The following is an 18,774-nucleotide window of genomic DNA, read 5'->3' as shown; positions in this document are numbered from 1 at the left end:
CCTGCACCCCGGGGGTCGCCCCGGGGCAGATCGGGGTGACTAGGGGGCATAGGGGATAGGACCGCTCTACTCTTGTGACCTGTAACGAAACGGACCATCGGGACGACAGTGCCGGTGGACAGCTACGGCGTCACGGCGACGTGCCCGACAGCAGGTCCGACACAGCCTTGACGAGCACGAATATCGACGAGCACGGAAACGGAGTCGGCGCCATGGCAACGGATCAGGGACGATCATCAGGTCTGGGACTGGACGTCGGCTCGAGCACCTCGACGGCGGTCGCCGTGGACGGTCCGGGACACCTCGGTGACGCCGTCACCGTCGTGCGGTCCACCGCACTGTCGGTCACGCCCGACCGTGAACCCGCCCTGGCCGCGCCGGGCACCGTCGACACCACGGCCCTGACCGGCTTCGCCGGCCGCGTCGGCGATCCGGTCGCGCTGGTCACCGAGGACGGACGCAGCTACACCGGCGACGAGCTCTACGCGACGACGCTGGACTGCCTCGTCCGCGAGGCACGCACGGCCGGCGCCGACGACGATGCCGCAATCGTGGTGACCTACCCGACGTCGTGGCCCGAGTACACGGTGGACCGGCTCCGCAACGCGGCTGCCCGCCACGGCCTCACCGACGTCACCTTCGTTCCCGACGCTCTCGCCGCGACGGCATGGATGCAGCAGTCGCCGGACGCGGTGGCGGACGGCGTCGTGCTGGTCGCGGACCTGGGTGCGAGCGCCCTGACCGTGTCGGTCGTGCGCACGGGTGCCGATTCGGCGATCCTCGGACGCGGTGCGCGCAGCGAGGACGTCAGCGGCGCCCACATCGACCAGGTCGTGTTGGCGCACGTGCTCGACAACGTCGACTCGTCGTCGCTCGATCCCTTCGATCCCGCGACGGTCGAGGCCCTCACGACCCTGCGCACGCACTGCGCGACGGCCAAGGAAGCACTGTCCTCCGACACCGAGACGGTCGTGCCGGTGCACCTGCCCGGCATCGACACCGACGTGCGACTGGTGCGGTCGGAGATCGAGGAACTACTGCGCGAGACGTTCGACGACGTCACCCGGGTACTCGGCGAGGCGCTGCGCACCGCGGGTGTCGACGGCGACGCGGTGGACCGTGTGCTGCTGGTCGGCGGCGGCGCGTCGATCCCCATGCTCACCGAGACCGTGTCCTCCGCGCTGCGCAAGCCGGTGACCGTCGGCGAACAGCCCGCGGCCACCGCCGCGACCGGAGCCGCACTGCTCGCCGCCGACATCGCTTCTGCCGGGGCAGAACTGAACCGCCCGGGCGCAGCGGCACTCGCTGCCGTCGCCGCCGGTTCCACCGTCGACGACGACGAGACCGACCTGCTCCCTCCGGTCACCGAGCGCCCCGCCTCGGCCCGAACCTCCACGCCCGCACCGGTGTCGCGCTCGGCACACGCCAAGGACGCCCCGTCGCGCGGTAAGCGCACCGCCGTCATCGGTGGCGTCGCCGCTGCCGTGATCCTGCTGGCCGCGGGTGGCCTCTCCGTCGGCACCGGCCTCGTCGGCGGATCGTCGGAGAACACCGGCCCCTCCACCAGCAGCGCGGTGGCCCCGGCCGCCGCGGACGGTTCCGTGAGCGCGACCCCGACCACCGCCGCCGCCGGCGTCGACCCCGTGACGGGGCAGCCGCGCACCACCGGAGCCGCCGGAGCGCCGACCAGCGGCGCCGCAGCAGCACCGGGGGCTGCGGCGCCCGGCGCGACCGCGCCCGGCTCGACCGGATCGGCCGCGGTACCAGGCGCCACCGCGCCGAACGCTGCTGTGCCGGATGTGCAGGCGCCGGATGTGCAGGTGCCTCAGTTCACGGCACCGAATCTTCCCACCGCGCAGGTGCCGTCAGTGCAGGTTCCCTCGGCTCAGCTACCCACCCTGCCGTCGGTACCCACCAGACTTCCCGGTCAAGGTCTCGTCGAGGGGGCGCTCGGCCTACCCGGCGCGCTGCTCGGTAACACGGGTGCAGCCGTGAACGGTGTCACTGAATTCATCATTCCGCAGCGGTGACCTCCCCCGACGAGCGGTCGGCTCTCGACGCTCTGCTGTCCGCGCACGATCACACCGCCCTCGTGGTGGTGACGCTCGCGTCGGTCGGTGTGGCCCCGGATCCGTATCTCGTCGCCGATGTCGCCGACGTCCCGATGCCCGACGCCGCCGCCGCCGTGGAGCGCACCCGGGGCTGCGGGGTCCTGTCCGACGAGGGCCTGCTGTCGGACTCCGCGCGCGGTGCCCTGCGCGTGGTGATGGGCGAGCACGGAATGCTCGGCGTGCTGCGTCGCCTGGCACGGGTGCACCTCGACAGTGGCGGTCTCGGTGGTGATCTCGCGGTCTCGCTCGCGGATGCGGGTCTGCGCGACCCCGATCTCGCACAGCACCTGGTCGGATTGGCTTCCGCCGCAGACCGTCTCGCCGCACGACGACTCTGGGACGCGGCCTCCGCGGCGGGTGCGCAGGGCACCGACATCTCCGTGCCCTACGCCGACGCCCTGCTCGCGAGCGGCGATCTCGACACCGCGGCGCTCACAGTGGACGCGGTGCTGTCCGCCGAGGCGCCGTCACCCGACGGAGTACGCGGAGCCGTTCGCGTCGCGTCCACGGTCGCACTGATGCGCGGCACCGCGTCGCACGCCGCCGACCTCTACCGGTGGCTCGGGCCGGACCGCATCGGACCGGATGCGGCGTACGCGGTGACGACGCTTCTCGCCGTGGGGGACGCCGACTGCGCCGCGACGTTCGTCCGCGCGCACGGCGGCCTCCGCCCCGTCCCGCCCACGTCGGCGAACGCCCGCTCGACGCTGGTGGCCCGCGGGCTCCTCGACTCGCTGACCGAACCCGCCACTGTGGCAACGGGTTCGCTGCTGCGCGCCGCCTCGATGGCCGACACCGCGGTGGGCGCCCGGGCCGAGCCGGAACATCCCGCGGTGATCGCGGCACTGATCGCTCTGCACACCGGCGACCCCACCACCGCCCGAGCGGTGCTGACCGAGACCATTGCCGCGGATCCGGGATGCGCGGTGTCCACGCGGTGCCGTCTGCTGCTCGCCTGGTCGGCACTCGTGGCCGGCGACACGGGTGTCGATCCCACCTCGGGCGTCGACCCGGCCACGCTCCCCCAACGGGACGCCCTGTCCTACTTCGCACTTCGCGTCGCCACCGCCCGCCGACGCGGAGATACCGGCGCCCTCATGTCCGCGTGGCAGGAGGCCCGGCGCACCGTCGCGGAGGCCGAACCCGATCTCTTCTCCCTCATCCCGCTCGGTGAACTGTGGCTCGCCGCAGTGCGCCTCGGGGACACGGCACGCATCGCGCACTCCGTCTCCGCGGCCACCGCACTGGTCGCCTCGCTCGGCGAACCACCGACCTGGGCGGCCACGTGGCACTGGTACGGCGTGCAGGCCGCCATCCTCGGCGGCGCCCCGGCCGACCTGCTCCCCCACGCTCGTGCGCTCGGCTCGTTCGCCGACCGCAGTCCCCACGCCGCAGCACTCGCCTCCGCCGGCAAAGCATGGCTCCGCGTCCTGCAGGGCGAGCCCGACGTCGCCGAGGTCGAGACGTCCGCTCGCACCCTGGAGAAGTTCGGGCACGCCTGGGACGCGGCGCGGCTCGCCAGTGACGCCGCCCTGCGTGTCGCCGACACCCGCGACGCCACCGCCCTGCTGCAGATCGCCCGCGACATCGGTGCCGTCGCGGCGACGGCCGAGCCCACCGAGCCCGGTTCCGCGTCGCTGGGGGCGCTGACCGAGCGCGAGGCGGAGGTGGCGCATCATCTCGTACTGGGCCTGACGTACCGCGAGATCGGCGCCCAGATGTACATCTCGGCCAAGACGGTCGAGCACCACGTCGCACGGATCCGTCGACGTCTGGGAGCGCAGTCGCGCTCGCAGATGCTGTCGATGCTCCGCGCGGCCGGCTACGCACAGGACAAGGAACGACGGGTACACGCATGAACACCGGGCACGACGCCGCACCGATCACCCGAGCCACCGGGATCCACATCACCGATCTGACGTCGACGGCCGTCGTGGTGTCGACGACCTCGGGTGAACTGGTCCGCGTGCCGGTGACGGCCGAGACGGTCCTCTACCTCCTGCCCGACGGCACGACGACACTGCACCGACCCGACGCGCTGACGGCGGACATCGACGTCGTCGATCGCTTCATGGCTCGCGTCGGTGACCCGTCCGGCGTGGTCTCGTCCCGCGGCGTACCCATGCGCGCCGAGGATCTCGTCGCGACCATGATGTTCCTGCTGCTCAGTGAGACCGTCGACGCCGGCGAGGACGTCCGCGTCCTCACGGCCGGAGCTGCCCATCCCGCCGACTGGTCACCCGAGCGCATCGCCGCGCTGCGGGAGGCGCTCGACTTCGTCGGACTCACCGCGCTGACGCTGCATCCCGAGTCGGCCGATCCCCACGCCACCCTCGGCGCGTCGGAGGAACGGCTGGCGGCCGCCGCGGCTGCCGCGCGTGCCGCCGCCGGGCTCGCGCCGACGACAGGGGCACCGCTGCTCGCGACCGCTGCCGCCTCGACAGCCACCGACAGCGGTGCATCGAGGTCGACACCGCGCGGGCCCCTCGCCCTCCTCGTGGCGGCCGCAGTCGCGACCCTGCTGATCGTCGGCGGCGGCATCGCCTACCTCGCGTCCGATCGGACGGTCAGCACCGCGGTTCCGGCCGTCGAGGACGCCGCCGGTGTCACCGCGCGGCCGACGACGACTCGTCCCGCTCCGTCCACCAGCATCGGCTTCCCGACCGTCGTCCCCGGCGCACCCGCGCCCGTCGAGGCCACACGTGCACCTGCTCGGATCACCACGACGGTGCCCCCGCGCGCACCGGACCCCGAGCCGGCACCCGCGCCCGCTCCTGCTCCTGCTCCCGCCCCGGCTCCGGCACCCGAGCCGGCACCCGAACCCGTGCCGAGCGACCCGCCCGTCGTCGTGGAGCCCTCGCCCACCAGTCCGTCGCCGTCACCGTCGCCCGATGCACCGATCGAAGACTCGGACGAGACCGCGGACGACCCGCCGACCGGCGGCTGAGTGCTTCCCGTGCGCGTTGTGCGTGCCCCGGGATGCGCGAAGCGGGCCCGGGGGCGGAGCTCATCGGGTACCCCCTCACCGTGACGACCGGTACGGTGATCGGACGGGTGCTCGCGGTCGACGTGGCACCGTGTCTGCAACTCGCCGAGGGGGTCGAGTCCGAATGAGCGCGCGCAGCCAGGGGTTCGACGGACCCCGGGTCGACAAGACGATCCACCTCGTCATGGCGGTGACCGATGCCGAGACGGCCGTGTCGGTCGACATCGACGGTGGTACCGAGCTGTTCGAGTGCCCGACGGCGGTTGGCCTGGACCCCGATGGACGCGTGCGCCTCGATGACTCCGACCAGGGCGTTCGCGGTTTTCTCGTCGCGGTGGGCGACCCTCGCGGACTCGGCCTGGCCGACGGTCGCGTGGTGCGCGCCGAGGATCTCGTCGCCGGATTCGTCCACGCTCTGACGGGCACGCTGTCGGAGCTCTACTCTCTGCCCGCCGACGCTCGATGCACGCTGCTCCACCCAGCAGGACTGTCCGCCGACTCGGTAGCCGAGTTGCGGGACGCCCTCGATTACGTCGGTCTGCAGGACTGCTCGCTGACTCCTGCGACGTCGGAGAACCCGGCGGCGGCCGTTCGCGCCGCAGCCTCACGTCGGTCGTCGCCGCTCACCTCGGCGGCCTCGAACAAGGCATTCGCGGCGATGGTGTCCGACTCGGCCACCGGTAAGACCGCTCACACTCGACCACATAGGAGAACACCCACGCGTGCGGCGGTCTCGATCGCCGCGGTGGCTCTCGCGTTCCTCGCCGTCGGCGGTGCCGTGGGCACCCACGACCTCGACTCCAGCTCGGTCGCGCCCCTGAACTCGCAGCAGGCCATCACGCCCGCCGCTCCCGTCGTGACGTCGTCGTTGGACAGCACCACGACGTCCGCCGCGCCGCTGCCCGTCCAGGAGCAGGCACCGGCTCCGGTGCAGGAGGCCCCGGCTCCGGAGATCGACACGCTCGACCCTGTCACGGAGACGATGCCGCCCTCGCTGCCGGAACCCAGCGGCCTCACCGACATCGTGGAGCCGCTCGATCTGTTTCCTGATGGTGGGATATTCGGTGGAGTCGGGTCCCCACCCCCTCCAGACACCACCACGACCACCACCACCACCACCACCACGACGGCACCGTCCACGACAATCGCCACCACGACACCGGAAACCTCGGCCTCGGAGACCACTGCCCCGGCCCGGTCCGTCTCGCGTACCTCTCCCGGTTCTGTGAACCGTCCCTGACGCTCGTCGGGCGCCGGAAACGCTCAGGATGATGCCCTATGCTCGTGCGCTGGCATCGGTACCTCTGCGAACCATGTGCGGACCCGACGGGCCACGGACTGTCACCACTGCGAAGGGAACTTCTTGCGTAACTCGGCGGCCACAGCGGCCACGGGCCAGAGTCACTCCGAGTCGAGCGGCGCATCTCGCAGCGCACGGGTGATGGGGGTGGTGGGCGCGTCGCTGCTGATGCTGAGCCTCGGCACCGCCACTGCCGGCGCAGCACCCGCGTCGGCGGCTCCCGAGCAGCTGTCCGCGGATCGCCTCCCGTCCGAGTTGGTCGACGCCGTGCAGCGCGATCTGCACATGTCGCCGCAGGAGTACCTCGACCGCGCTGCCGAGGCGCAGAAGCTTCGTACCTACGCCGACGACTTCCGTCAGCAGCGCCCGGCGGACTTCGCGGGTGCCTGGATCGGCGACGACGGCGTTCCCGTCGTCGCGGTCACCACCTCGGAGGCCGCAAGCCAGGTGGCGCAGGACGGCTACCGCAGCCGCCAGTCGCCCGTGTCGGCGGACACGCTCGAGCAGTCCCTCGACGACTTCGGTCGCTGGGTGTCGGGTCTGCCCCGCGAGGTCTCGTCACAGATCAATTCGGCGGCTGTCGACGTGCTCGGCGGACGGGTGATCGTCGACATCGCCAACAGTCCGATCGGGCGCGCACTGAATCTGCCGACCGCCATCGCCAACCTCCAGGTGCAGCTGTCCCCACCCGCTCCCGGTCCGACGCCTCCGCCTGCCGTGATGGGCGGCGACGACTACGTGACGTCCGCCGGCGACATCACCACCGCGCCGCTCGAGGACATCGAGATCTGCTCGTTCGGGTTCAGCGCCACCGACGGGGCCGGCACGCCGGTCAGTCTGTCTGCGGGACACTGTGATCCGGGCAACTCCGCCTCGGTCTACCTGCCCAATCGTGACGACATCCGCGCCAGTACTCCCGTCGGCGACTTCACCACGTCGAGTGTCGGCGGCGGCGACGGACTCGACTACTCCGTCATCGCGCTGAACGACGCCGGCGTGGCCGCGGGGCTCGACCAGCCCACCGTGCGGGGAGCCAACGGCACCGCCCTCACGATCACCGGAACGGCCTCGCCCGTCATCGGTGCCCCGGTGTGCAAGTCCGGTCAGGCGTCGTCTTTCACGTGTGGTCTCGTCGCTGCGGACCGCGTCGAGACGCAGCTCTTCCTGGGTGACGGCGACAGCCGCACGGTGCGTGGATTCGCCAGTACCGCCTGCACTCTCGCGGGTGACAGCGGCGGCGCCATCGTCACAGGGACACTCGCACTGGGCATCACCAGCGGATCCAACAGCGGCGCTGCTCCGAGCTGCGGCGAGGCGAACCTGGCCTTGGCTCAGTACGGCGGAACCGCCAGCCTGGGGATCCCTGTCGACGCCGTCACCGCGGCCACCGGAACGACCGTCCGCACATCGTGAGATAGCACAACGTTCGGTCTCCTTGGTGCGGTAATGTCACGTGTCGAGGCGAGGCGCCTCCGCGCCTCGAGTGGGTGCGTTTCATTCATGAAAGGCCCGACATGGATTTCTTCGAACTTGCTTTCACGGTGATCGGTTACATCGTGCAGATCGTCTCGAATGCCGGCGTTCTGAGCTGACCGACTGCGCAGTGATCGCAGCCCGTCGTCTTCGGACGGCGGGCTGTCGCCATTTCTGGAGGGAACCAATATGACACGGGCGCATCACTTTTCGGATTCCGTCGCGTAACGCACTCTGGTCACAGTGGTATCGTGGGACACGCGCAGTCCACTCCGTCACCAGCGTCGGTGACGTCCGAGTGTCGACCGTTCCGTTCATCCCACGAGGAGGTGTACCGCTGTGCTGCGCTGCGTTCGATACCCGATGACCTTCGGCCGTTCCCCGAAGGAGGTATCGCTGTGACCGACATCGCCGATTCGTCACTCCCCCGCGAGACTCAATCCCCCGCCGCGATCTACACAGCGGCAAAGATGTCGTCTGCTCGGGCGGCCCTGAGTTCCGTTGCCCGCGATCCCCGACTCGCCGACGCTTCCGTGCTGTTGGGCGCGCTGTCGGTGGTGGCGTTCTGGAGCTTCGGCTTCGGCGTTCTGCTGGGCATCGCCGCGCTCGTCGCCGGCGTCCTGGCGACACGCGTTCCCGATGCCGATCGCGCAGACACCGTCATCGGACTGCTCACCGGAGCCGTCGGTGTGATCGCGGGTGGCATATTCCTCGCCGCCGCCGTTCCCTGGCTCTGATCCACTCCGCCTGAAACGAGAGAAGGCCGCCACCCGATGGGTGGCGGCCTTCTTCGCTGTCGATCTTAGTTCGCGTACTTCGTGGTTCCCGGCGCCGCATTCAGCGTGTTCAGGTACTCGAAGCCGGCTACGGCCAGAGCCGGGCCGCCAACTACGATCGTGCCGATAACTCCACCGATGGTGGCGGCAGTCGGGATGGTTGCCAAGCAAGCGAGCGCGATGACCGCGCACGTGCTGAGGCCGATGGCGCCACCGATGATGCCGCCGACGATGGTGCCACCGAGGCCGCCGACTGCAGTCGCGAGACTCAGCTGCGAGGCGAAGTCCTGGGTAGCAGCGGTGTTCTCAGCAGGCGATGCCGCATTCTGCTCGAGCGCGACGGGAGAAGCCGGTCCGATCGGTGCCGCGAGGTTCGGGATGAGCTTCACGGTGCGGCCCTCGTCGGTGTACTCGACACCGTAGGGGAACTCGATGCCGTTGAGGTTGAACGACAGCGGGAGGCTCAGGACGTCGTTGCCCTCTTCGTCCTCGAGGACGACGGCCTTGCCGTCGTCGGACGCACGGAACATACCGGCGTCGACCGTGGTGACGACGCCACCGGCCTCGACGCGCGACGCCCAGTTCAGCTCGGAGTTCTCCGCGGGAGCACTCTCGGTGGTCGTCGCGGAGGGGGTGGTGGTGGCCGGCTGCGCGTACGCAGTACCAGTGGCCACGCCCAGGGAGGCGATCGCGATCGCAGAGGTTGCGACGAGTCGACGCAGTGTCATCTAGATGTTCCGTTCGTTCAGGTTCGTGGTGTCGGACCCCGACACGAGCACTGTAGCGGTTGACAGGGACACAACCGAATATCAGGTCCGTTTCCAGTGCTCGATCCGGGAATTGTCCGTGTGAACAGCCACGATGTGACCTCACCCACGGACGAGGTGGCTCGTGAAGGGTAACAAAATGGTCGCGATGAGGGGCGACTTCCTCGGCGGCCCGAAGTTACCCACGAGGCAAGTTAGGAATACCTGTGCGGGAGGCCTGTCGCTGTGCCGTAATACGGTAGGGCTCATCGCGTGTGCGGGACGGACCAGCCCTCCGTCCGACCTGCGGTGATGTCGACCGAAATGCTAAGTTACCGATCGGTAGAACCCTTGTGGTTACCGGCTGGTAACTTCGAGTGGGACAGATGCATCCGGGCTTATCGTCGGACCGCCCCCTGTGGCCGGCCGGAAGCGTAGGGCGACGGAATGGCCGTCGCCGAAGAAAGGCAGCGTCATGAATGCCCTGACGATCACCCTCGGCACCGTCGGTGCCCTGCTCAGCATCGTGTGTTGGGCCTACTTCTTCCGCGGTGCCGCGATGATGGTGCGATCCATCGCGCTGGGACAGCCGGACAGGACACGTCTGCGACCGTTCGTTCCGCGGTTCAAGCAGATGTGCATCGAGTTCGCTGCGCACACCCGGATGAACAAGTTCCGCTCCGTCGGCTGGGCGCACTGGTTGGTGATGGTCGGCTTCATGCTCGGCGCCATCCTGTGGTTCGAGGCCTACGGGCAGACGTTCAATCCCGAGTTCCACTGGCCACTCATCGGTGACCTCGCGATCTACCACCTCATGGACGAGATCCTGGGCCTCGGCACCGTCATCGGCATCGTGACGCTGATGATCATCCGGCAACGGAACCACCCTCGCTCCCCCGAGCGCCTCTCCCGCTTCTCCGGCTCCAACTTCCGTGCCGCCTACTTCGTCGAGTTCGTGGTGCTGCTCGAGGGCCTCGGCATGATCTTCGTGAAGGCCGGCAAGATCGCCACCTACGGGCACGCCAACCCGTGGACCGACTTCTTCACCATGAACCTGGCCAAGCTGCTCCCCGCGAGCGCGGTCCTGGTCTCGATCTTCGCCTTCGTCAAGCTCATGTCCGGCATGGTCTGGCTGCTGATCGTCGGCCGCAACATCACGTGGGGTGTCGCATGGCACCGGTTCAGCGCGTTCTTCAACATCTACTTCAAGCGTGAGGACGACGGCGGAGTCGCGCTCGGCGCGGCCAAGCCGATGATGTCCGGCGGCAAGGTCCTCGAGATGGAGGAGGCCGACCCCGACGTCGACGCGTTCGGTGCCGGCAAGATCGAGGACTTCACCTGGAAGGGCTGGCTCGACTTCACCACGTGCACCGAGTGCGGGCGCTGCCAGTCGCAGTGCCCGGCGTGGAACACGGGAAAGCCGCTCTCACCCAAGCTGCTCATCACCTCGCTCCGCGACCACGGCAACGCCAAGGCGCCGTACCTGCTCGCCGGTGGCCGCAAGGACATGGCGGGCGACGAGATCGGCCTGGTCGACGCGGACGGCAAGCCGGACGAGGCCAAGCTCGCGAAGATCCCGCAGGCCGCCCGTGACGAGGCCGAGCGCCCGCTGGTCGGCGAGACCACTCTCGACGGCGGTCTCGGCGGAATCATCGATCCCGAGGTGCTGTGGAGCTGCACCAACTGCGGCGCCTGCGTCGAGCAGTGCCCCGTCGACATCGAGCACGTCGACCACATTCTCGACATGCGTCGCTACCAGGTGCTCATCGAGTCGGAGTTCCCCTCCGAACTGGCCGGCCTGTTCAAGAACCTGGAGAACAAGGGCAACCCCTGGGGCCAGAACGCCAAGGACCGCACCAACTGGATCTCGGAGCTCGACTTCGACGTGCCGGTCTTCGGCCAGGACGCCGACAGCTTCGAGGACTTCGAGTACCTCTTCTGGGTCGGCTGCGCCGGCGCCTACGAGGACCGCGCGAAGAAGACCACCAAGGCCGTCGCGGAACTCCTCGCCACCGCCGGCGTGAAGTTCATGGTGCTCGGCGCCGAGGAGACCTGCACCGGTGACTCCGCTCGCCGCGCAGGCAACGAGTTCCTGTTCCAGCAGCTCGCGATGCAGAACATCGAGACCCTGAACTCCGTGTTCGAGGGTGTCGACGAGAGCCGTCGCAAGATCGTCGTCACGTGCGCGCACTGCTTCAACGCACTCGGCAACGAGTACCCGCAGGTGGGCGGCAAGTACGAGGTCGTGCACCACACCCAGCTGCTCAACCGCCTCGTGCGGGCCAAGAAGCTGGTGCCGGTGGCGTCGGTGCAAGAGGACGTCACGTACCACGACCCGTGCTTCCTGGGACGCCACAACAAGGTGTACGACGCACCCCGCGAGCTGATGGCGGCGTCGGGCTCCACACTCAAGGAGATGCCGCGCCACGGCGAGCGCTCCATGTGCTGCGGCGCCGGTGGTGCTCGCATGTGGATGGAAGAGAAGATCGGCAAGCGGATCAACATCGACCGCGTCGACGAAGCGCTCGACACCCTGGGTGGCAGCACCACCGCGACGCAGAAGATCGCGACCGGCTGCCCCTTCTGCCGGGTCATGCTCAACGACGGTGTCACCGCACGCCAGGAGGCCGGTGGCAACGACAACGTCGAGGTCATCGACGTCTCGCAGATGCTGCTCAGCTCGATCACGCGTCTGGACTCCGCACAGCTCGGCGAGAACATCAAGGTGGTGCCGCGGGCCAAGCCCGTGGTCGTCCCTGCCGAGGAGCCCGTCGACACCCCCAAGGCCGAGTCCGTCGCCACCGAGGACGTCGCCGCCGCAGAGGAGAAGGGTCGCGTCGAGGAGATCGAGACGGCTGCTGCGGGTGGCGATCCCGCTGCCCCCGCGCCCGGCAAGGGTCTGAAGATGAAGGGCCTGGCCAAGGCTCCGGGCGCCAAGGCACCCGGCGCGAAGTCTCCGGCCGAGCCCGCCGAGTCGCCCAACGCCGACGGTGACGACGCAGCCGACGCGTCCAAGCCGAAGGGCCTCGGCATGGCCGGCAAGGCGAAGGCACCGGGCGGCAAGGGGCTGCAGCTCAAGGGTCGTCCTCCGGGCGCGAAGGCGCCGGGATCTGCCGCAGCTGCTCCGGCCGAGAAGCCGGAACCGACCGACGCTCCCGCCGAGACGGCCAGTGAGGCATCCGAGTCGTTGCCGACGGTCAAGCCCAAGGGTCTTGCCGTGAAGTCCGGGTTCAAGAAGCCCGGCGCCACGGCACCGGGTTCAGCGGCTCCTGCTTCTGCGGCTCCTGCTTCCGAGGCTCCCGCTTCCGAGGCTCCCGCCGAAGCACCGTCCGAGGCTTCTGCCAAGGCACCGGCACAGGCGACCGAGTCGATGCCGACCGTCAAGGCCAAGGGTCTCGCCGTGAAGTCCGGGTTCAAGAAGCCCGGCGCCAAGGCACCGGGTTCCCCGGCGGCTGAGGCACCGGCGGAGGCTTCTGCTCCTGCCGAGGCGTCTGAGGCACCGTCCGAGGCTTCTGCTCCTGCCGAGGCTTCTGCTGAGGCACCGTCCGAGGCTCCCGCCGAGGCACCGGCACAGGCGACCGAGTCGATGCCGACCGTCAAGGCCAAGGGTCTCGCCGTGAAGTCCGGGTTCAAGAAGCCGGGCGCCAAGGCACCGGGTTCCGCGGCACCCGCCGCAGCGCCCGAGCCGGCGGCACCTGCCGAGTCGGCGGCACCCGCAGAGCAGGCGCCCGAGGAGACGGCCGCTCCTACGCCGGAGTCGAACGGTGCTGCCGAGTCGAACGGTGCTGCGGAGTCGAATGGTGCCGCGGAACCCGCAGACACCCCGGCGCCGCCGCAGCCGAAGGCCGGTGGGCTCGGGTTCAAGTCGGGAGCGAAGGCGCCGGGCAAGAGGTCCTGACCGAACACCCGTTGCAGTAGCCGAACACCCTCTCCAGCGTGCTGGGGAGGGTGTTCGCGTTGTGTGCGGTGTGCGGCTCGGGACCGCAGTCCCCGCACCGCAGAAGGCACCACAGGCCCCGCACCGCAGAAGGCAGCACCCGGCACGCGGCTCCGCTCCCCCAGAGCCACACACCACTTGCCGCCTCAGACACCCTGTCCGGCGTGCTGCGAGGGGTGTACGCGTCACGGACTCTGTGCAGCTCACGCATCCACAGGCCTCGGGCCATCCCCAGCGCGGCACCGGAGCCCCGCCCGAGCACCACCGGTGCGGCAACGATCGGGGCATGGCTCGCATCATCACGCGCTCTCAGGCATTGACCGACGGATTCACCGACTCCGAGCTCCGCCGACTCTGCCGCGACGGCACCCTCACCCGCCTGCGCCGCGGGGCCTACGCGGGTGCGCGTGACATCGAGAACCTGACCGACACCGATCGGCACCTCCTCGTCGTGCGGGCCACCATGGCGCGCGCAACCGCCCCCGACACCGTGTCGAGCCACGCGAGTGCCGCCCTACTGCACGGGATCACGCTGTGGGACGTGCCGCTGGGCACCGTCCACCTGACGCGGAACCGTAGAACAGGGGGTCGCGGCGGACAGCTCCGCACAGTGCACGCATCGCCTTACGACCCGGACGAGATCACCGAGGCGGAGGGCCTCCGCGTGACCACTGTGGCCCGCACGATCGCGGACCTGGCCTGCAGCCTCCCGTTCGAGCAGGCCGTCTGCGCGGCGGACGATGCCGCGCGTCGGCTCGGGGTACTCGGCACGGAGGTGGCGGCGGTGCTCGCCCGACGGCCGACCCGCAACGGCCACGCTCGGGCGCTGCGGGTGGCTCGGTTCATGAACGCGGGAGCGGAGAGCGTCGGCGAGTCACGGAGCCGCGTACTGCTCCACGAGTCGGGCTTCGTCGTCGAGGTGCAGCGGGTGGTGCACTGCGCGAGAAGATCTCATCGCGTGGACTTCTTCCTGCCCGAGTCGAACGTGGTGGGCGAGTTCGACGGGCGCGTGAAGTACGGCCGCCTCGTGCCCACGGGTGACACTCCCGCTGACGTGCTGTGGCGCGAGAAGCTCCGGGAGGACGAGATCCGAGACACGGGGTACGAGATGGCGCGCTGGACGTGGGGCGATCTGGAGTTCCCCGAGTCGATCATCGGGCGGATCCGCCGCGCCGAGGCGCGATCCGCACGCCGACCGTGACATCCACACCGCCTCCAGCCTGCGGAACGGGGTGCAGCTCAACGCAACCGGTGCACGGCGCCACCAGCAGCACCCGAAGACACACCGCCCCTAACGCGCCCCCTCCAACTGCCCGACGATGTGCTCCGCGATACCCAGCGCCGCGGTGGCGGCGGGTGAGGGCGCGTTGAGCACGTGCACCTGCCCGGGCCGCTGTTCGTAGTAGAAGTCGTCGACCAGTGCACCGCTGCGGTGGATCGCCTGCGCCCGCACTCCCGCATGGGTGGGGACGAGGCTGTCCGAGGGCAGGTCCGGCACCAGCTCGCGCAGACTGGCGAGGAAGCGCGCGGACGACACCGACCGCGCCACCTCCTGCGCTCCGGTGCGCCAGTAGCGCCGACCGAGTCGCCACAGCCCGGGCCATGCCAGCGCGTCGGCCACGTCGCGCGGCGCGATGTCGCGCCACCGATAGCCCTCGCGCGCCAGTGCGAGAACGGCATTCGGTCCGGCATGAACGGTGCCGTCGATCATGCGGGTGAGGTGGACGCCAAGAAAAGGCAGCGTCGGGTCGGGCACCGGATAGATGAGCCCGCGCACCAGGTGGCTGTACTGCGGTGCCAGTTCGAAGTACTCGCCGCGGAACGGCAGGATGCGGACGGCCGGGGTGACTCCGGCCATGCGGGCGATGCGGTCGCTGTGCAGTCCGGCGCAGTTCACCAGCAGGTCGGCAGCGATCAGCGTCTCCGACTGCCCTGTGCGACAGCGCACCTCGACCGATCCACTGATCGCGACGACCTCGGCGCCCAGCAGCACGTCGCTGCCGGCGTCCTCGATCTCGCGTCGCAGCCGGGCACACACCGCCCGGTAGTCGACGATGCCGGTGGACTCCACCCGCAGCGCCGCCACCGCGCGCACCGCGGGTTCGTACTCTCGAGCCTCGTCCGCGGTGATCATCCGACACGGCACCCCGTTGACGGCGCCGCGCTCGGCCAGGGCTCGCAGTGCCGGTACCTGCGCCTCGGTGGTGGCGATCACGAGCTTGCCGCAGACGTCGACGGGTAGGTCGTGCTCGCGGGCGAAGTCCCGCATCGACACGGAACCGGACACGGCGAGCGTGGCCTTGAGGCTGCCGGGCGCGTAGTAGAGACCCGAATGGATGACACCGGAATTGTTGCCCGTCTGATGAGTCGCGGTGTCCGACTCCTTGTCCAGCACCGTCACCCGGTACCCGCGGCGCACCAGCGCCCGCCCCGTCGCGAGGCCCACGATGCCGGCCCCGACCACCACCACGTGCTCACCGTGCATGTCAGGACTCGACGATTGCCTTGATCGCGGCGAGCGTGCGGGGAATCCCGTCGAGTGCGGCGGTACGGCGGATCTCGATCTCCTCCTGCGCGCGATCGCCGAACTTCGTGTGGAAGTACTCGATCCCCTGGTCGGTGAACAGCCACGATTCGGTGAGCTGCGTCGAGTTCTCGTCGATCGCCTCGAGGGTGTATCCCCACCGCACGAACGAGTCGCCGACGAGCCAGGCGAACTCGGTGCCCGGGATGGCGACGGCGACAGTCGAGACCGTCTCCCAGGTGCGGTCGGCGGTGACGTTGCGCCCGGTGAAGGTGGACCCGACCACGTCGGCGCTGCCACCGTCGTTCCACCAGCACTCCTGGCAGATCGGGCTCCACTCCCCGGTCCGGGTGACGTCGGAGACGAGGGCGTACACGGCGTCGGGCGACGCGGCGATCACGATGGAGTCGGAATGCTCGAGTGCGGTCATGCCTCGAGTATGCCGCCGAGCGGCGCCGTGAAGGTGGTTCGTCGCCGAAGTTCCTGCTCCGCCACCCGGATCGCCAACTGCAGGCGCTCCTCACGGCTCCCCGTCAACAACACCCAGGACCTGCCGGTGCGCGTGAGCGCGTCGAGGAACCACCCGGTCATGTCCGCCCGCACTTGTTCACCGTCACGAATACCGTCCTGCACGAACGGAACTCCGTGATGATCCGTCACCAGATACACGGCGGGGCGATCGTCGGCGACGGCGTGGTGTGACTCGGGGCCGAGGTAACGCCGCTCCCACACCGTCGTCGCGAACGCGTCGGTGTCGCAGATCAGCACAGGCGATCCGCGCCGCGCTGCCGCGTCCTCGTGGGCAGTCTGGGTGCGCGCGATGCGGGCGAAGTCGTCACCGGTCCACACGATGTCGTCGACCGATCCGACCTCCGCGACCTTGTCGAGGGTGTCCTGCCGGCCGAACTCGTCGACGCACTCGGTGTCCGGCCACCGTTGCCGAAAGTGGGCAGCCAGCGCTCCGGCGACGGTGGTGGTGCCCGTCGACTCGGAACCCACCACGACGATGCGCGTCGCCAGACCGGCTCGGGCGGGCGCGTCGAGGCAGCGCCACGAGGCGGCGAGGTCGCGTCGACACGCGGTCCCGGACACCGGGAAGGTGCTGCGCGGCAGATCGAACGGCACGTGTCGAGCGTCGAACCACCGCGCCAGTTCCTCGCCGTACGGCTCGCTGGTGACCACCACGTCGACGGGCTCGTTCCCGACGGCCGCGCGCATGCACGCCACCTGGGCCGCCCACACGGCCCGTGAGGTGTGGTCGATCGGTGCGTCGCAGACGATGCCGGTGATCGTGACCGTCTCGTCGCCTGCGTGCGACTCGGTCATCCACGCCACACGGTCTCGCAGAGACACCGACTCCACGGTGGCTGCCATCACCACGACGGTCACCCGGTCGGCCACCGTGGCGGCGAACCGGACCATCGCGTGGTGACCGACGTGCGGCGGATAGAACTTGCCGATGATCAGCGCGTGCCTCATGCCGGCACCTCGACGGCGGCGGGGGTCATCGACCGTGTCCACGCTCGCAGCCCGGCAACGCACAGCGCGATGAATCCCAGATAGAGAACACCGGTCAGCACCAGGTCCTTGTAGAGGTAGAGCGGCACGTACACGACGTCCGCGGCGATCCACAGAAACCAGGACTCGCGACGCTTCGTCACCTGGCCCCACGTCGCCAGCAGTGACAGCACGGTGGTCACCGCGTCCCAGAACGGCACGACCGACGTCGTCGCGGTGTCGAGGAACCACGTCATGGCCAACGTGGCCGTCACGCCGACGGCGCCGAGCCACCACCATTCCCGACGGCTGGTGGACGTGACCACCAGCGGACCCTGCGTGCCGCCGCCGACCCACAGGACCCATCCGGACACGGCGAGAGCGATGTAGACGAACTGCAGCGCCGCGTCGGCGAACAGCCCGGCGCCGAAGAACAGCAGGACGAACGCCAGATTGTTGGCGATACCGATGGGCCAGTTCCACACCGACTGCCGTGCGACCAGGACGACGCAGGTGGCGCCCGTGACGAATCCGACGACCTCGACCCACGACGTGGGTGCCCCGAAGGACACGAACGCGGTGGATCCGAGCCACTCGATCAGGGTCATGACGCCTCCTTAGCGTGATTATGCGCTAAGCATGGCGCAGAAGTGCTCGAAGTGCAACTCGACCCCTGGTCAGGCCACCGGCTCGAGCAACTGCGGCCCGTTGTTGCGCACGCTGTTGACGGCCGTGCTCACCTCGTACGGAGACAGGTGCGGCTCGGGCATCGACTGGACCAGGTCCGCCACCGCGCCGAGATCGGTCAGCGTCGGGTCCAACCAGGCATCGCGCATGTCCGCAGGCACCACGACGGGTGACCGGTCGTGGATGTGCCCCAGCGCGTCGGTGGCCGTCGTGGTGAGCACAGTCGTGGTCCACACCCATTTGCCCGGATCATCCTCGGGCAGTGCGGGATCCGGCCACAGCTCGTACAGTCCCGCCATCGCGAGAACACCGTCCGTGTGCAGGAAGTGCGGGATCTTCTTCCCCTCGCGCTTCTCCCACTCGTAGTACCCGTCGGCGGGAACGAGGCAGCGCCGCTTCGCCGCGGCCTTGCGGAACGCCGGCTTCTCGGTGATGGTCTCGGACCGCGCGTTGATCAGCCTGCTCGCGATCTTCCGGTCCTTCGCCCACGACGGGATCAGACCCCATCGAACCGTCCGCAGCTGGCGCGCTTCCTCCCCACGCTCGAGCACGATGCGCACCGGATCCGTGGGCGCCACGTTGTAGGACGGTTCCGGCGCCTCCCCCAGCGCCACGGCGGCATCGAAGATGGACGACAGGTCGTCGTCGGACCGGGTACTGGCGTAGCGACCGCACATCCCTCGATTCTGCCCCGCACGGGTAGCGACATGCCAGGCGGTCTGGTTAGTGTCGGAAAG

The 18,774-nt window shown here is 69.5% G+C and carries 14 protein-coding genes; 8 read left to right on the top strand and 6 right to left on the bottom strand.

Annotated elements, in window-relative coordinates; all coding sequences use genetic code 11:
• Positions 1-212 precede the first annotated feature (212 nt).
• The 6 genes from HQ314_RS17980 to HQ314_RS17955 all read left to right on the top strand — a co-directional run bounded on the left by HQ314_RS17980 (position 213) and on the right by HQ314_RS17955 (position 8,607).
• The gene (locus HQ314_RS17980; RefSeq protein WP_222650780.1) at positions 213-2,030 is read left to right on the top strand and encodes an Hsp70 family protein; all 1,818 of its coding nucleotides are present in this window, start codon (positions 213-215) and stop codon (positions 2,028-2,030) included.
• Entirely contained in the window at positions 2,027-3,970 is a 1,944-nt protein-coding gene (locus HQ314_RS21810) for a LuxR C-terminal-related transcriptional regulator (RefSeq protein ID WP_222650779.1), read from the top strand. The genes HQ314_RS17980 and HQ314_RS21810 overlap by 4 nt, the downstream gene beginning before the upstream one ends.
• Positions 3,967-5,058 carry a hypothetical protein gene (locus HQ314_RS17970; RefSeq protein WP_222650778.1) on the top strand — a complete coding sequence of 364 codons (1,092 nt, stop codon included), beginning with the start codon at positions 3,967-3,969 and terminating at the stop codon, positions 5,056-5,058. Before HQ314_RS21810 ends, HQ314_RS17970 begins: the two co-directional genes overlap by 4 nt.
• Before the next feature lie 163 nt (positions 5,059-5,221).
• Positions 5,222-6,337 (top strand): hypothetical protein, encoded by a 1,116-nt coding sequence (locus HQ314_RS17965; RefSeq protein ID WP_222650777.1) that lies wholly within the window; start codon positions 5,222-5,224, stop codon positions 6,335-6,337.
• Positions 6,338-6,565: 228 nt separating this feature from the next.
• On the top strand, positions 6,566-7,810 hold the full coding sequence (locus HQ314_RS17960; protein WP_222633226.1) for a S1 family peptidase: 1,245 nt from the start codon (positions 6,566-6,568) through the stop codon (positions 7,808-7,810).
• Positions 7,811-8,268: 458 nt separating this feature from the next.
• Positions 8,269-8,607 carry a hypothetical protein gene (locus tag HQ314_RS17955; RefSeq protein WP_308115504.1) on the top strand — a complete coding sequence of 113 codons (339 nt, stop codon included), beginning with the start codon at positions 8,269-8,271 and terminating at the stop codon, positions 8,605-8,607.
• Between the two features lie 65 nt (positions 8,608-8,672).
• Here the strand turns inward: HQ314_RS17955 and HQ314_RS17950 are convergent, their stop codons facing one another.
• A complete protein-coding gene (locus tag HQ314_RS17950) occupies positions 8,673-9,374 on the bottom strand; it encodes an ammonium transporter (RefSeq protein ID WP_222640653.1) in 702 nt (233 codons plus the stop codon).
• A gap of 493 nt (positions 9,375-9,867) precedes the next feature.
• Between HQ314_RS17950 and HQ314_RS17945 the strand changes: the two genes are divergently transcribed.
• The gene (locus tag HQ314_RS17945; RefSeq protein WP_222650776.1) at positions 9,868-13,290 is read left to right on the top strand and encodes a (Fe-S)-binding protein; all 3,423 of its coding nucleotides are present in this window, start codon (positions 9,868-9,870) and stop codon (positions 13,288-13,290) included.
• 325 nt (positions 13,291-13,615) lie between these two features.
• Positions 13,616-14,530, top strand: coding sequence for a type IV toxin-antitoxin system AbiEi family antitoxin domain-containing protein (locus HQ314_RS17940; protein ID WP_222650775.1), 915 nt, complete (start codon positions 13,616-13,618; stop codon positions 14,528-14,530).
• A gap of 90 nt (positions 14,531-14,620) precedes the next feature.
• On the opposite strand, the gene lhgO is transcribed toward HQ314_RS17940, so the two are convergent.
• From lhgO to HQ314_RS17915, 5 genes are all read right to left on the bottom strand, one after another.
• On the bottom strand, positions 14,621-15,814 hold the full coding sequence (gene lhgO / locus HQ314_RS17935; protein ID WP_222650774.1) for an L-2-hydroxyglutarate oxidase: 1,194 nt from the start codon (positions 15,812-15,814) through the stop codon (positions 14,621-14,623).
• 1 nt (position 15,815) lies between these two features.
• On the bottom strand, positions 15,816-16,283 hold the full coding sequence (locus HQ314_RS17930) for an SRPBCC family protein (protein ID WP_222640661.1): 468 nt from the start codon (positions 16,281-16,283) through the stop codon (positions 15,816-15,818).
• Positions 16,280-17,332, bottom strand: coding sequence for an AAA family ATPase (locus HQ314_RS17925; protein WP_222650773.1), 1,053 nt, complete (start codon positions 17,330-17,332; stop codon positions 16,280-16,282). Before HQ314_RS17925 ends, HQ314_RS17930 begins: the two co-directional genes overlap by 4 nt.
• Positions 17,329-17,958 (bottom strand): nicotinamide riboside transporter PnuC, encoded by a 630-nt coding sequence (gene pnuC, locus HQ314_RS17920; RefSeq protein ID WP_037186937.1) that lies wholly within the window; start codon positions 17,956-17,958, stop codon positions 17,329-17,331. The genes HQ314_RS17925 and pnuC overlap by 4 nt, the downstream gene beginning before the upstream one ends.
• Positions 17,959-18,027: 69 nt before the next feature.
• Positions 18,028-18,714: an SOS response-associated peptidase gene (locus HQ314_RS17915; protein ID WP_056444003.1), complete on the bottom strand. Its 687-nt coding sequence runs from the start codon at positions 18,712-18,714 to the stop codon at positions 18,028-18,030.
• Between the last annotated feature and the right edge of the window lie 60 nt (positions 18,715-18,774).

Origin of the sequence: Rhodococcus sp. BP-332 (assembly GCF_019836065.1) — a bacterium.
Classification (GTDB): Bacteria; Actinomycetota; Actinomycetes; order Mycobacteriales; family Mycobacteriaceae; genus Rhodococcoides.
The sequence above is the reverse complement of the archived record's forward strand: the minus strand, read 5'-3'. Positions and strand labels throughout refer to the sequence as shown.